The sequence below is a fragment of the Lysinibacillus sp. G01H genome (assembly GCF_028872195.1).
Taxonomy (GTDB): domain Bacteria; phylum Bacillota; class Bacilli; order Bacillales_A; family Planococcaceae; genus Lysinibacillus; species Lysinibacillus capsici.
In genome coordinates, this window is the sequence record NZ_CP118397.1 from 647,772 (window position 1) to 663,331 (window position 15,560).

Annotated in this window: 8 protein-coding genes; 6 read left to right on the forward strand and 2 right to left on the reverse strand. The window is 37.4% G+C overall.

Annotated features, from left to right (window positions below; genetic code table 11):
- The first annotated feature begins 112 nt into the window (after nt 1-112).
- The gene (locus tag PSR12_RS03165; protein WP_274771575.1) at nt 113-2,005 is read left to right on the forward strand and encodes a stalk domain-containing protein; all 1,893 of its coding nucleotides are present in this window, start codon (nt 113-115) and stop codon (nt 2,003-2,005) included.
- A gap of 66 nt (nt 2,006-2,071) precedes the next feature.
- The gene (locus PSR12_RS03170; RefSeq protein WP_274771577.1) at nt 2,072-4,564 is read left to right on the forward strand and encodes an S-layer homology domain-containing protein; all 2,493 of its coding nucleotides are present in this window, start codon (nt 2,072-2,074) and stop codon (nt 4,562-4,564) included.
- 87 nt (nt 4,565-4,651) lie between these two features.
- Here the strand turns inward: PSR12_RS03170 and PSR12_RS03175 are convergent, their stop codons facing one another.
- Nucleotides 4,652-5,908, reverse strand: coding sequence for an HlyD family secretion protein (locus tag PSR12_RS03175; RefSeq protein WP_274771579.1), 1,257 nt, complete (start codon nt 5,906-5,908; stop codon nt 4,652-4,654).
- Complete coding sequence (locus PSR12_RS03180; protein ID WP_274771581.1) at nt 5,908-6,585, reverse strand: hypothetical protein; 678 nt, start codon at nt 6,583-6,585, stop codon at nt 5,908-5,910. Before PSR12_RS03180 ends, PSR12_RS03175 begins: the two co-directional genes overlap by 1 nt.
- A 347-nt stretch (nt 6,586-6,932) precedes the next feature.
- Here PSR12_RS03180 and PSR12_RS03185 point away from each other — a divergent pair, with 347 nt between their 5' ends.
- From PSR12_RS03185 to PSR12_RS03200, 4 genes are all read left to right on the forward strand, one after another.
- A complete protein-coding gene (locus PSR12_RS03185; RefSeq protein ID WP_274771583.1) occupies nt 6,933-10,940 on the forward strand; it encodes a rhoptry family protein in 4,008 nt (1,335 codons plus the stop codon).
- A gap of 201 nt (nt 10,941-11,141) precedes the next feature.
- Nucleotides 11,142-12,209, forward strand: a complete 1,068-nt coding sequence (locus PSR12_RS03190) for a CAP and S-layer homology domain-containing protein (protein ID WP_274771585.1) — start codon at nt 11,142-11,144, stop codon at nt 12,207-12,209.
- A 221-nt stretch (nt 12,210-12,430) separates the two neighbouring features.
- A complete protein-coding gene (locus PSR12_RS03195; RefSeq protein WP_009371892.1) occupies nt 12,431-13,342 on the forward strand; it encodes a C40 family peptidase in 912 nt (303 codons plus the stop codon).
- 233 nt (nt 13,343-13,575) lie between these two features.
- The gene (locus tag PSR12_RS03200; protein ID WP_274771588.1) at nt 13,576-15,492 is read left to right on the forward strand and encodes an N-acetylmuramoyl-L-alanine amidase; all 1,917 of its coding nucleotides are present in this window, start codon (nt 13,576-13,578) and stop codon (nt 15,490-15,492) included.
- Nucleotides 15,493-15,560: the final 68 nt, after the last annotated feature.

Genomic DNA, 15,560 nt, shown 5'->3' on the forward strand with positions numbered 1-15,560 from the left:
AAGGCTAGCACTCTAGTACCGAATTCTACTCTTTTCGATAAAAATCCCACATTTTAGGGGTTTTTCGTGTTAAGATGATAAAGACTATTGTAAGAGGAAAAAGGAGATTAAGATGTTTAAGAAACTAAGGACTACATGTATTGTATCAGCAGTTGCGTTGGCTACGATTTTGCCAGGACAAGCGTCTGCATCAGCGACTAGTAACAATGGAATTCAGATAAAAAACAATGTTTCGATTACGATTAATGGAGAGACGATTCAAGTCAATGATCCTATTTTAAATAAATCGGATTTCTTATTATTACCAATGCGTGCATTGTATGAAGCGGTTGGAGCAAGTGTGGATTGGGATAAGGAAACGCTGACGGCATCGGCGATTCGCAATGGTAAGATGGTTGATTTAACGATCGATTCGATGACTGCTTTAATAGACGGAGAAGAGGTTGCAATGGATGTTGCGCCATTTATGTATAAAGATCGTACCTACATGCCATTACGTTTCGTCAGCGAAAACTTTGATGGTGTTGTTAATTGGGATGAGGCTACCCAATCGGTAGATATTACATTATCAGATGAAACAACAGCACCACCGCAGGAAGACCCATATATCTTACATATCAATAACAAACGTATTGTTATGAAAGATCCGATTGTTTCAAAGGATGGAAGAACCTATTTACCTGCTAGCTATATTTATGATTATTTAGATGATTCATCTGGTACTTGGCAACCTGATGGTTCCTTTGAATTGTTAATTGGTGGGATGAGCTTTATTTTCAATGATAACAGCAATCAGGCTTTGGTTAATAATGAAGCAGTGACAATGATCGAAAAGCCATTTATACAAAAAGGCAAAATGTACATTCCTGCTAAGTTTCTTGTGGATGCATTAGGCGGAAATTTACGTTATATCACAGAGAAAAAAGAAATGTATATTTATGTTTACCGTTATATGTTCACAAGCCCCTTCCTTGATAAATCATATGGCACGACGTCATCACCCGAGGCTGTTCCTTCTGCTCGTTTAGAGGGGGATCGTGATTTATTTATTAGTGATAATCCTGAAACGTTAACACGTAAGCTTGTGCCAATGAATAATGCGACGCTTGCCCAATATGATGTCAAACCAACTGCGGCAACGAATAAGCATCGTGTTTTTGGCTGGCATTACAACACATTAGGTACGGATGTCACTCTTGGCATTACCGTTCAAAACAAGTCTACAACAGAGAGTATTAAGGTGACTGATTCGAAGGGCATTAGCCAAAAAACGGGTAATAGCTGGGTAGGTCATGACCTTGGCTTGACGATTGCGGACGCTGTTTTAAATAATAAGCTTCGAAAATCGGAAAGTAGTGGTATTGTCATTGCACCAGGGGAAACAAAGGTCATTGAAACATACGATTTACACTATGATTATATTATCGGCTTTTTACATGATTTAGATATTCAAGCAGTCAATGGTGGAAAGCCAGAGTATACGATTCGTACAGTGCTTTCGAAAGATAATACAGATTTAACAACTATCCAATCGGAGCAGGTTGCGGTGGATGAGTATGCGAAGCATCCAAGAGGTGCGTGGCCTAGTGCGACAATTCTAGCAGAGCTACCTGCCTATACAGTAGATTCTCCTGAGGTTGGCTATAACATTTCTAATGGACGTACAGACCATTTACAAACGGCTGAAAATTCATTTTCTCAAATCAATGGTGCAGTAGGAAACCCAGGTCACTTCGGTATGAACTATAAAGTGTCCATTCCTGTTGTCAATCCAACAGGCTCTACAAAAACGATTAAGCTGAAGTTGGCTGGTCGAGGAGGATTATACAGCGGAGCGATTAAGGTGAATGGCAATGTGTATTTAGTGCCTTCTTTAAGAGTTGGGGCAGAGTATGTTGAATTACCAGATTTCAAAATGAAGGGTTCAAAAGATACGATTGAATTAGAGTTAATGCATGCTGGTGGTGTGAACCTTCCAGTAGCAATCTATGTAGAAACAAAATAAAAAAGTCACTGGCACGGGCCATGTGACATGGTACGTGCCATACTTTGAATTAATTCGGAGTGAAAAATGGCAAGAAAACTAATAACGATTATTGTAGTCCTATTCATGCTTACACTAACAGTTAGCCCCATACATGGACAAGCTGCTGGTTTAGGTAATAAAGTCAGTGAAGTTAAAACAGAGGTTTCACCACAGGTAATACATTCACAGCAAAACTATACGTCAGGTTCGATACGTCAGTTTGTAAATGTTTTAGATGTCAATTTAAATAATACATATACAAAACTAGAAATTGGTATGCCCAATCCTATTAATTCATTAAAAACAACATCAGCGATGGCAAAGCAAAACACATATGATGGGCATCGTGTTGTAGGGGCTGTCAATGCCTCTTACTTTTTAGGAAATGGTATGCCTGCGAACTTGTTAGCAGAAAATAATGAAATTGTGAACTATGGTATTTTGGGAGATACATATGATAGCCCAACACAAAAGCCAGTTGCATTTGGTTTATCGAAATCAGGGAAAGCGATTGCAGACTATTATTCTACGAATCTAACTTTCCAAGTGAATGGCAAAAGCTATCCTATCGATCTTATTAATAGTGAACGAGGAACAAATAAAAACGTTTTATATACACCGGAAAAAAGATCAACAGGGACAAATACATGGGGTGTAGAACTCGTTGTGTCGGGCGCTAGTCAAGATACAAGCACCTTGCATTTTGGTGACCAGTTCTCTGGTACAGTATCTCATGTAACAGCATATGGAGCAGAAGGTAACTCTTCTGTACCAGCAGATGGCTTTGTTATCTCTGTACAAAATAAAGAGTTAGCCGCTGAATTAAGTAGCATTACAGCAGGTACAAGCGTGGATGTCAGCTTATCAATCGATCAAAAATGGATGGATGCACAGTTCATCTTAGCTGCTGGACCAATGCTTGTGCGTAACGGCAAAGTGGATATTTCTATGCCAACGAATTCAGGGTTTGCTTCCACACGTAGTCCACGTACAGCGGTAGCTATAGATGCTACAGGTACAAAGGTATCTCTTGTGACGATTGATGGACGCATAAGTGGTCATAGTAATGGCGTTAATTTATCAGATTTAGCTGCTCATTTAATTTCAGTGGGTGCTTCTTCGGCTATTAACCTAGATGGAGGCGGCTCTACAGCAATGGTGGCGCGTAATCCAGGGGGTTATTTCGCTAATCTAGTGAATAGACCGTCAGAGGGTAGTGAACGTCGTGTATCTGCCATTTTACAGGTAGTGAATACAGCGCCACCAGGGAAAGTAAAATCAATTACGTTAAGTAGCGTTGGTCAGGTAATGAAAGGATCTTCGGTAGATATGCAGGTTGCAAGTGCCTATGATCAATACTTGAATCCAATGACCATCAACCCATCAAATATGAACTGGACAGTTGAAGGCAATATCGGCAAAATGGATGGTGCAACCTTCACAGCAACACAAAAGGGTGAAGGAAAAATTATTGGCGAGTATGAAGGAATTCGTACGTCTACAGCTGTGAAAGTCGTAGATCTAGCAGAAAAACCTATTGTACTAGATAGCTTTGATAATACGTCATCTTGGACAACAGAAGTGGCGAAAGCTAATGCTTCGTTAGCAAGCTCTAAAGAGTATGCTAGACAGGGAACTGCTAGCTTACAATTAAACTATGATTTTACAACAGCAGGCACAGGTACAAAAGCAGCCTATATGGTTGCGAAAACACCAATTGCTATTTCAGGGCAGCCTAAAAATATCGGTCTTTGGGTATTTGGCGATGCTGGTAAGCATTGGCTAAGAGGTGTTGTGATTGATGGTGCTGGAGCTAAGCATACAATTGATTTCACAAGCCAGGGTGGTTTAGACTGGAGTGGTTGGAAGTACGTGACGGCGAATATTCCGAGTGACTTACCACAGCCACTAAAATTTGAACGTTTCTATGTTGCTCAGCCAACAGCTTCTCTTCAGAAGAAAGGTCAGCTGTATTTCGATCAATTACAAGCCGTTTATAAAGATAATCATGAGGAATTAGTTTACACAGATGTAACAAAAGGGCATTGGGCATTTTCCGAAATCCAAAGCTTATACGATCAATCTCTTATTAAAGGATACTCAAATGGAACGTTCAAACCTGAGGCATCCATTACACGTGCCGAGGCAGCTACGATCATCGCTAGAGCTTTAAATCTAACTACAACGAAGGATTCTAGCTTTAAAGATGTGAGTAAGAGCCATTATGCATACAGTGCCATTGCCGCAGTTGAACAGGCTGGCATTATTAAAGGGCAAGAGGCAGGAAAGTTTAATCCAAACGGACAGCTTTCCCGTGCAGAAATGTCAGCCATTTTAACAAGGGCCTATAAATTAACGGGTACAAGCAAAGTAAGCTTCTCTGATGTGAAATCAACACATTGGGCATACAGCCATATCCAAGCACTTGTGGCAAATGATTTAACTGGCGGCTTCCCAGATAACACATTTAGACCAGATGCACAAATTACACGTGCTCAATTTGCTAGCTTCTTAAATAGATGTTTATCATTAAAATAAAAATGACGAATCCCCTGTAGTAATCTACAGGGGATTTCTATTGTAAAAAAAACCGCCTTGTCCATAAAAGGAAGAGGCGGATTTAGATTAGAATACGATAAATTTCACATATTGCTTCCAAGTTAGCTCTTTAAAATGGCTCCATTGTATTTTCTCAACAGGTAATGTTCTGAAGGTATAGGCTTCGAGATTACGTTTCTCATTCGAGAGCATTGGCGTACCTTCATCAAGATAATCCATAAAAATAGCTGACTTAGCCGTTTTAAATTGTACATTGACATCAATTAGCTGAATCTTACCGTCCTGATTGATGATATACAGCTTTTTGTTCCCTTTTTTAGCTGTGGCTAGCCACGATTTATCGACTTTATAAGAATCGAATGCTTCGTTGACAATAATAGAGGCTTTGCCAGTTGTCGAAAATGGGATGTCCTCGAGTGGGGCATCCTGCTGCAAGGTCACTTCATAATTAGTTGGTTGTGGCAAGGCAGCCGTTTTGGCTAGGTTATTTGCCCAAACTGTCTGATCGTCAGTAGCAATCGTTTGTTTTTCTAATACGATGCCAGATAGATCATCCTTGACATGTTTCACCTTGAAATCTACAGTTTGCCCTTCCTCCACCTTTTGCCATTCCTTTTCTGATAAATAGGCATACATTGCTTTTTCATTCGAATAGATTTCAAAAGTTAGCGCACCAGCTTCTTCCTTAATCGCTGCCACAACACCATCAATAGGGCTGACAATACCCTGACGAGATTGAATTTGTGTAATTTTGGCTTCAAGTAACGCAATTTGACGATTTGTTTCAGCAATATGTCGATTTAACAGGGCAACCGCTGTAGATGCTGAATTTTGTTGAGCAAGCTCTAATTTTAGCGTTACAGATAGCTTGTCATTGATTTGATCCGTATTAATGGAGCTTTTTGGATTAGAATCATCACCATATTCATCCTCAATTTGATCAAGTGCATCCTGTAAATCTTGTAATTCTGTTTCATAGGCTGTGCGTTCAGATTCAAGCTTTGTTAACTCCTCATCCACCTCATCCGTTTTATAGGTAGCAAGTACATCATTCATCATCACTTCTTGGCCACGCTTTACATTCACAGCTGATAAGTTAGTTGCATCAGCAGTAATCGTGTATGTCTCAGCAGGTGCTACAATGGTTTCTTTATGAACACGCTCTGTATTCGTGCCGATATAAGCTTTTTGAAATTCATCGATAAAGTAGGATCGTGTCACGTTGCTATTATCTTTAAAGACAAAATAAGCATTTATGCCGATTACTAGCATTGCTAACACGATGGTCGTAGTTGTCCATGGTCTTGTTTTGAGAAATGCCATCATCCTAACCCCCTAGCAATCCATTCTTTAATTGGTAGTACACTGATCAAGCCAACAAAAAGGGCCATAAATAGCTGTACACCAATCAATTTGACTACTAACATTTTTCTACTAGCCTCTTCCTCCCATTTTGATAGGAAGAGATACTGTACAATAATGATTAAAACAGTTGTTACCGTCAATTGATTGAGGGTAAATAACACGAAATCTGTTTCAATCACCTGTAAGGCAGCAGGAGCTAAGGAGAAGAAAGAAAACATGGTTGTATAGCCTACTGCATAGAAAACAGCAAAGAGGATTGCTTTTTCAATTAATAGAAAGGCTACAACATAAAGCTGTACTCTTTTTATCCAAGTATAAGGAATGTCCGTTAATAGATGTAAAAGATAGGTAACACCATAATAGTGGAAGCCAAAATAGACGATTGCCCATAAAACGGCACCAAGCATCGAAAGTATACGTGCTACATAGTATTCATTTTGTAAATCCTTTGCGAATAAGGACGTTAAATTTTCTGTCCCCATTCCCCAATATTCGCGAGCAGCAAATAACAGGATGAAAAGAATGAACACCGTTAGTACTCTTTTTTTATATCCGATGACCTCGCCTTCCTCTACGATGCTAGTAAAGTAGGTAGGATTTTTTAAGCTATGCCAGAACTTATAATGGTAAAACATAAAACAGCGTCCTTTCTTCCAAAATAGGATATCAAAGTTGTAGTATACACCTTGTAAAGATATTATGACATATGAAAATAGCTGTTTTTTTCCAATAAATTCATTGAAAAAACATAATCTCTTATTATATGTCAATTGGTGAAAACCTTATATAACACCATTGTATAGTATAATTGAAATAACTTCCTGTTTTTCTAGCTAGTAATTTAGAAAAATTACTTTTGATATGTCTCATTTTGTAAATATATTAGAATGGCTTGAAATCAAGCAATTTACACCGATACTAAAGTCATAAATTCTAAATGAAAATGAATACAATCATTTTCCTATACATAAACGATGAAAGGGTGGTTCGATTGAATCGAAAATTGACAGCAGGGGTCATAACGGGTCTTTTATTGGTACCTACGGCTATAGCGAACGCACACGCACAGGACAACGAAGGACAGTCGCACATCTCAATACAATCAGAAAAGGTAGCTTATGCAAATGAGGTTGCAGCAACTATAGCAAGGGAACAACTTATTGCACAATTTGGCAAGCTATCAGAGAATTCATCAGATAATGAAATGGTTATTGCAGATGGTGATATAACGATTGTACAAAATTCAGCTGATTTTAATGCCGATGAAAAAGCTTTTATACAAGCGAAATATGACTATGTAGTTAAGCAACGACTACTGTTAAAGAAGCTTAAGGAAATTAGCGATAAGATGGGTACTATTTCATATACCAGCAAAACATTTATACACGATGTGAAAAATGTACATAGCCAATATGAAACATTTTTAGGAGATGAATCAACAGCGACATCTTATCAATATGTGCAAGACCAATTCAACCAAGTTGTTCTTGCTGCACTTAATAATGGGGCGAAGGATATTGCCTCAACAGTTCGTGGCACAGTGTTGCAATATGGCTATGATGAAGCAGCACGCAATGTCTATTTTAAAGGCAAGGGAATGGATGTTGACAAGTTAAGTAAGCTGAAAGTGGACGTAGCAAAAGTAGAACCGGTCATTACAGAATTAGATCAGTTAGTTGAGTTATTGGAGAAATCTACGGATTATTCAGCTATTTCTCCTGGAATGAATAGTTTTACCACGAATTATAATGCGCTGACAGCAGAGCAAAAGAAAGTGGTCGAAGCTTATAATCCAAATGATGATAAAATCACACCTTTTAAGAAGTATAAGGATGCCTTGTCAGGTTTATCTGCTTTAGATAAAGTGACTTCCAGCATTGTACAGTTAAAAGGTAAGCAGCCTGCAGATTTCACTTCAGCCTCAAGCTTTATTAGTGCTGTGACAGCTGTTGAGAAAGCCTACAATAGTCTGGATGCAGCCTCCAAACAATTATTAAAAACGGAATATGAAAGTATTGCACAATATCTTAAAGCAGCAAATATTTCGAAAAGCATTTCAGGGTTGCGTGTATCCAAAGAAGATGTATATCGTACAACAGTCAAAGACATAAAAGCGGAATACGATCTCTTAACGGAAGGTAAAGGTTTTGTTAAAAACATAGGAGACCTAGATCTGGCGTTAGCAAATATTGCATATGCAGAGGATATTGAAGGAAAGATTAAAGCCATTAATGTTGTAGAAGAAGCTAATAAAGTAGCTGCTATTAAAGCTGCACGCGAAGCCTATAATAATCCTTCAGGCACAAATATCAATGCGTCCAATGTTAAGAAAATCGTCAATAATCTAGCAGAGCTCACAGCGTGGGAGAAAAATTTAGGTGCTGCCTTAAAGGTAGATAAGCTAATTGATAGCCTTGATCCAACTGCAAAAACCTTTGAAAGTAAGACGCTTTCAGCTTGGACTGCCTTTAACAAGCTAAGTGAAAATGATAAAAAGTTAGTGCAGGGAGCAACAAAGTTAATACTGTTTCAAACATACGCAGAAGCATCGAAAACGATTAATACATTAAAGCCGACAACTGACTACGGTACACAGCTTACCAAGTTGAAAGAGACAGTGGAGAAATTAGATACGACTTTGCAAGGGCATGAAACAGCTCTTACTAATTTGAAAACACAGCTGCAAAACAAAATAGATGCTTTAGTGAAAGAGGATGAAGCGGTACAGGCTGTAATAACGGAAATTGATCTGCTTAATAGCAATATAGCTATTGAAAAAATATTAACCGCACGAGCAAACTATAATGAGTTATCACCAACAGCTAAAAAACGTGTAACGAATATTAAAGAGCTAACAGATTTAGAGAAATCCTATAAATCGGTTGTTAATGTTATCTCTCAATTTGAAAAATTGGATCCTTCCTCTAAAAGCTATATTTCTAAAGCAAAATCAGCTTATACGGCTTACTCCAAACTAGATAATGCTAATCAGGAGTTTGTTTTAAATTATAAGGGCTTGAGTAAAAAAGTACCCGTTATAGATGTTATTGTTCAAATTGATGCTTTAAATACTTCAAAAAAGACCTATAAAGATGATGTGCAAAAGGCAACAGGCGCTTATAACGCATTGAATAATATAGAGCCAAAACTTCAAGACGAGGTCATCAATTATGTACACCTAACAAAAGCACAAGGCTATATCAATACGGCCAAAGCATTTGATGACCGTATTATAGCATTAGCAAATGAAGGCCCTGACACATTTGTCAAAAAGGTAGCCGAGCTTACATTAGAATATAAAGCAATGGATAAGAACGCGCAGAAGCTAGTGGAGCAAGCCAAAATGTTAAGCTCCTATGAAAAGGATAACAAGGCAGTAATCAAGGTTATCCAAATGATTGATGCTTTAAATCCAACAAATAAGGATTATACAAAAAAGGTTCTTGATGCACGTAAAGCCTATAATGCACTTGATCAAGTTTCCCAAAAGCGAGTGACAAACTATGCTAATCTCACTGCTGTAGAGGATGTTGCTTCCTTAATTGGTCTCATTGCGTCGTTGAAGCCAACAAGTAAAACTTTCTATCAAGATATGAAAACAGCGCGTGAGCTTTATGATGCCTTGCCAGCAGAGAAGCAGCAAGCGATCGTAAACTATGATGCACTGGTAGCAGCAGAAAATGAACAGGGAATAGCACAGAGTGTCGTCGAGCTAATTAAATTAACAGAAGTGCAAGATGCTGACTATTTAACGAAGCTGATGAATGCGCGTGTAGCATACGATAAGCTGTCATCTGACCAGAAGAAATTAGTGACGAATATTAAAGATTTAACATCACGTGAAAAAGCAGTGAAACCAATTTTAAGTGTGATGGTTCAAATTAATGAATTAGATCCAGAATCAACAAGCTTTGTTAGTAAGGTAAACTCAGCACGTAAAGCGTATGATAAACTATCGAAGGATCAAAAAAAATACATCGATAATATTAATATTCTCTTAAAATTTGAGCCTGTCTCGAGTGTGATGGAATTGATTAGTAAACTAAAATCTTCAAGTAACACATTCCTTCAAGATACATCGCGAGCACGCTCACTTTACGATGCACTACCTGGCGATATGAAGCAATATGTGACAAACTACTACTTATTGCAAGCAGCGGAGTCTAGTATTTTAGGGGCTGGTAATGTCATGCAAATGATTAATGACTTACCATCCGTTGATCCAAAGCAATATGTGAAACGTATCCAAGAAATCCGTGCTGCTTACAATGCTTTACCAAAGGATCAGCAACGAGCTGTTCAAAATTATAAAGTGCTACAAGATCAGGAAAAGCTAATAAAGCCTGTAATGAGTATTGTAGAAGATATAGACCGATTACTAACGGCAAAAGATATGAATAGCCAATACCAAAAGATTTTAAAAGCCTATGATAAGCTCAATGCTGATCAACGACGCTATGTTTATAACGACCAGTTATTGCTTTCACTAGATAATGTTATAAAGGTTTATAATAATATTGCTAAATTGAATCCAAAGGATAAATATTACTTTGGTATGGTGGAAGCGGCGCGTAAAGAGTATGATAGTTTGAATACGACAGATAAACAGCGTATCTCCAATTATTCTCTTTTACTCGAAGCAGAGAAAAGTTTAGCTGATGTGAAGAAGGTTGTGGAGATCATAGCGGGACTGTCTCCAAGCTCGTCCAAATATATTGAAGATGTGGCGAATGCCGTTGCTGCCTATAAGGCATTAGACTCTAAAATTAAAGGACAGGTCATTAATGAGGATGTCTTAAAGCAGGCTGAAAAAGATGTGGCTGCCGTTCTTAAAGTTGTTCAAGCGATCGGAAATATTGATCCTGACAGCTCATCATTTGAGAAAAAAGTGCTAGCTGCTCAAAAAGATTATAGTAATTTGTCAATTGAGCAACAGGGCTTAGTGTATAATTACCGCATTCTAGAAGACTATCTTAAAATGATTCAATAGTATGATAAAAAAGGAGTTTTCCCAATGAATAATACGGGAAAACTCCTTTTATAAGTAAGAAAAAAATGGATCTTAATATTAATTTCCAAAAAAGTGAAACTATATCATTTGAAATTCGTATCTTATAGTATAAATGGTCGCTTTGATTGGGAGGAACCATTTAATACGTTTTTATTTTGCCAACGTGAGGAGGTCGCCCTGTTGAAAAAATTATTGAGTATAATGGTACTTTCAATAGCTGCAACCGTAGGAAGTTTAACTAGTTTTAGTCAAGTAGAAGCAGCATCTGCTAAGGCAGTAGATGTGACAAATTCATACTGGGCACATGCCTCAATTCAACATATGCTCACAAAACAATTTATGACTACATATAACGACAACACTTTTAAGCCAGAGCAAGCTATTACAAGGGCAGAGGCTGCTGCTGCCATTGCTCGCTCTCTTCAAACAAACCTGGACATTGAGAACCCTGTAAAATTCAAGGATGTTCCTACAACACATCCATATTATAAGGAAATATGCAAGCTTGTTAAACTGGGAATCATTCAAAAGAGTGATGCCTTTCATCCAGAAGAGCCTTTAAAGCGTATGCAGGTGGCAAAAATGCTAGCTCTTGCGTATCAAATAAGGGTAGATAGCAAAAATAACAGTCAATTTGCGGATATTACACGTACGCATTGGGCAAAAGATTATATCGAATCCTTAGCAGATATTGGAATTATTGGTGGGGTGGATGCTAAACATTTTGCTCCTGACCAATTGGTAACACGTGCACAGTTTGCTGTATTTGTTGAGCGAAGCATGGCTTTTCAGCAAAAAATTAAGGCATTGGAAGTAGCCTATGACTATTTAGCAAAGGATTATATCCCAACTGTTAACCTTTCTTCTGAGTGGTCTAAAAAGGTAATTGAATTAATAAATGTTGAAAGACAGAAGAATAAGCTAGAACCTGTTGCTTATGATTCGGAGCTGACACAAATTGCCATTATCAAAGCACAGGACATGGTAAATCGCCATTATTTTGAACACGTTTCCCCATTTTATGGGGCACCTTGGGATTTAGCGACATTATTTGATTACAACTATACAAGTTTTGGAGAGAATATTGCTAGAAATATTAAAACACCTGAAATTGCTGTTAAGGCATGGATGGCTTCACCTAGCCATCGAGATAATATTTTAAAAGAGCACTATACGAATACAGGTGTTGGAATAGCACAGGATAGCAAAGGAAATTACTATTGGGTCCAAATGTTCTCTAGTCAATAAGTTGTTGTGTAACAAAGAATCGCTAATATTACAGAAATGTTACGAAAGTTCCAAATTACGATAAAAAAATCCCCTTTTTAACGCTGGAAATACCACCAAACGTTGGTATTACAGCGTTTTTTTGCTGTCTAAAACCGTTACACAATTGAAAAATAACATTCGCCTCTTTTGTGATAGTCTATGTATAGGCAAAAAAGTTTTGAGAGGGGTATAACAAAAGTATGAATAAGAAATGGTTATTACCGATTTTTGCATCATTTATGTTATTTTCAACTACTAATATTAATACTGCTGAAGCAGCGTCTAAAGCAGATTTAACTGATACAGCTTCTAAATATTTAGGTGTTCCATATAAATACGGCGGTACTACAACTAGCGGTTTTGATTGCTCTGGCTTTACTTCTAAAGTATTTTCAGACTTAGGCATTCAATTAAACCGTACGTCAGGGTCTCAATATCAACAAGGTACTGCAGTTGCCAAGAGTGATCTTCAAGTTGGCGATTTAGTATTTTTCAATACAAGTGGTAGTGGTATTTCACATGTGGGGATATACATAGGTGATGGTAAAATGATCCACTCTCAAACTGGTCAAGGTGTAAGCTACTCAAATGTTAATGACCCATATTATTGGGGCGATCGTTATGTAGGTGCTAAACGTGTGGCAACATTTGATGCTCAACAACAAGCTGAAGTAAAGCAAGCAGCTATTGACTTTTCCGTATATGCTTCTCGTGCAGAGGTAGCAGTACAAATTGCAAAAGCTTTAAACTTAGATACATCTGATACTACTACTAGTTTCGTAGATGTAAAACCTACATATGCTCATGCAGGTGCTATTGCAGCTGTAGCAAAATTAGGTATCTTTGAAGGCGATGCAAATGGTAAATTCAACCCGTCTTCACCAATTACGCGTGCACAAATTGCTAAAGTATTAGTGCTAGCATTTGGTCTTGAAAATAATGGTGGAAGTGTAGCATTTAGTGATGTGCCTCAAAAGAGCTGGGCTAATGAATATGTTTCTACTCTAGCGTCAAATGGTATTACAAATGGTGACGGAGACGGTAGCTTCGGTTCTGATGAATTACTAAAAATCGAACAATTAAAAGTATTTATTGAAAGAATTCAACAATAAGTTCATAAAGTTAACACTTTAATGGTGTCATAGATTGCAAGAAATGATCTTTTGAATAGCGTATAATGGAAGAAGGGTTTGCAATAGCAGACTCTTCTATTTTTATGATAATTTTGTAGGAAAGGATGTGAATTGGAAAATTAAATTTTAACAGTTCTATTGTATGATGCTTTATTTAGCTAATTTTGTTAAAATGGACACGTTAAGAGAACAAGAAGGGAGGAAATAAGACATTGAACATCAAAAAAATTAGTCTTATCTTGTGCGTCTTATTCATTTCGGCTTCTATGTTTACGATACATAGTGCAAGTGTCAGTGCAGCTAACAATTCAAATATAACATTTGAAGATGTTACTAAAAATCACCCAGCCTATGAAGAAATCAATTATTTAGTAAATTTGGGGGTAATTCAAGGTTACTTTGTGAATGGTAAGAGAGTCTTTGGCCCAAATAATAGTGTAACAAGAGGACAAGCAGCTAAAATGGTTGTTGTTGCCTCTGGTAATAAACCATTAGTTGTAAATAAATCTAGCTTTTCAGATGTTACAGTTGGCACTGAAATGTCAGGTTATATAGAACGTGCTGTACAGCTAGGATTTTTCGACAAAAATATAAAAGGTCAATTCTTACCAAATAAGCCTCTAACTCGTGGAGAAATGAGTTATGTATTAACAAAGGCTTTTAATTTAGATACTAGTGAGTATGAGGGGATCGACTCTCCTTTTACTGATGTAGGAATCACACATGAATATGTGAAATACATCAATACCATCTATTATAATGGCATTACAAACGGAACAGGTAATACGTATTTACCTAATAGCACTGTAACACGTTCTCAATTCTCATTATTCGTTGCACGTGCAAACAGTGAAAAATATCGATTAGAGCTTCCAGTAAAAGGTGTACAAGTTCCAGATACATCACAAGTCATTGGCTTAGTGAAGGTCACTACAGATGGGTTAAACATCCGTAAGACAAAAGATTCTACTTCAAGCACGAACATTGTAGGCAAAGTCAATACAGGCGGTAAATTATCAGTCTACGCTGTTGAAAGTAATTGGCTAAAGGTTACTTATAAAGGCGCATATGCCTATATCTATAAGCAATATGCAGAATTTGTAGATGCAGATGGCAATGCGTTAAGAACAGTCGAAAAAGAAGTAACGACAAAAAATGCTGTCAATTTATATGTGAAGCCTACATCTTCAGCAAAAGTCATTTCATCGATTAAAGCGAACGAAAAACTTCCTGTTTACAAAACAATTGGTGGCTACTACTTAACACAAGTAAATGGTTTACCAGGTTATATTGTAGCGAATAGCACTACGGATATTGTGGAAGAAGAAAAGCCAAACCCAAATCCAGATCCAACACCACCAGTTTCTGGTGATGTGCTAGGTAGAGTAACGGTTGCTAATTTAAATGTTCGCAGTCAAAGTAACTCTACATCAGCCGTGTTATTTAAGCTGAATAAAGGAGAGTATGTCCAAGTTAATAACATCAATGGTTACTGGGCAGAAATCACATATAATGGCCAATCAGGCTATGTCCACAAGTCTTATTTGAAGCTATTAAATCAAACAGCTAAACCTTTACAAAATCGTATTATCATCCTAGACCCAGGTCATGGTGGTAAAGATCCAGGTACAGTAAAGGGCTCTGCTTCTGAAAAGAACATTACATTAAAAGTCAGCACACAAGTGAAACAATTACTAGAGAATGCTGGTGCAAAAGTTTATATGACACGTACTGGTGATACGTATCCATCATTACAAGATCGCGTAGACTTTACTCAAGCAAACTATGGTGAAATTTTTGTAAGTGTCCATGTCAACTCTGCTGCTAATACGTCAGCGTCTGGTACTGAAACATATTATGCAATATCTACAGGAGATATGTATCAGGAAGACATAGATTTAGCGACATATGTTAATAATCAAATTGTCAACAATTTAAATATGAAAAATCGTGGTGTTAAGCAAGAGCAATACTACGTGATTCGTAATATGGTGATCCCATCTATTCTAGTAGAACTTGGTTTCTTAACGAATGCAGAGGATAACAGTAAAATGACAAATGATCAATACGTTAAATTATTTGCAGAATCTATTTATAATGGTATTTTGCAATACTATAAAAAACAATAATTGATTAAGAGACGATTCCAAAGGTGTACTAGCCTTTGGGATCGTTTTTCTTATTCTCTATATACCCA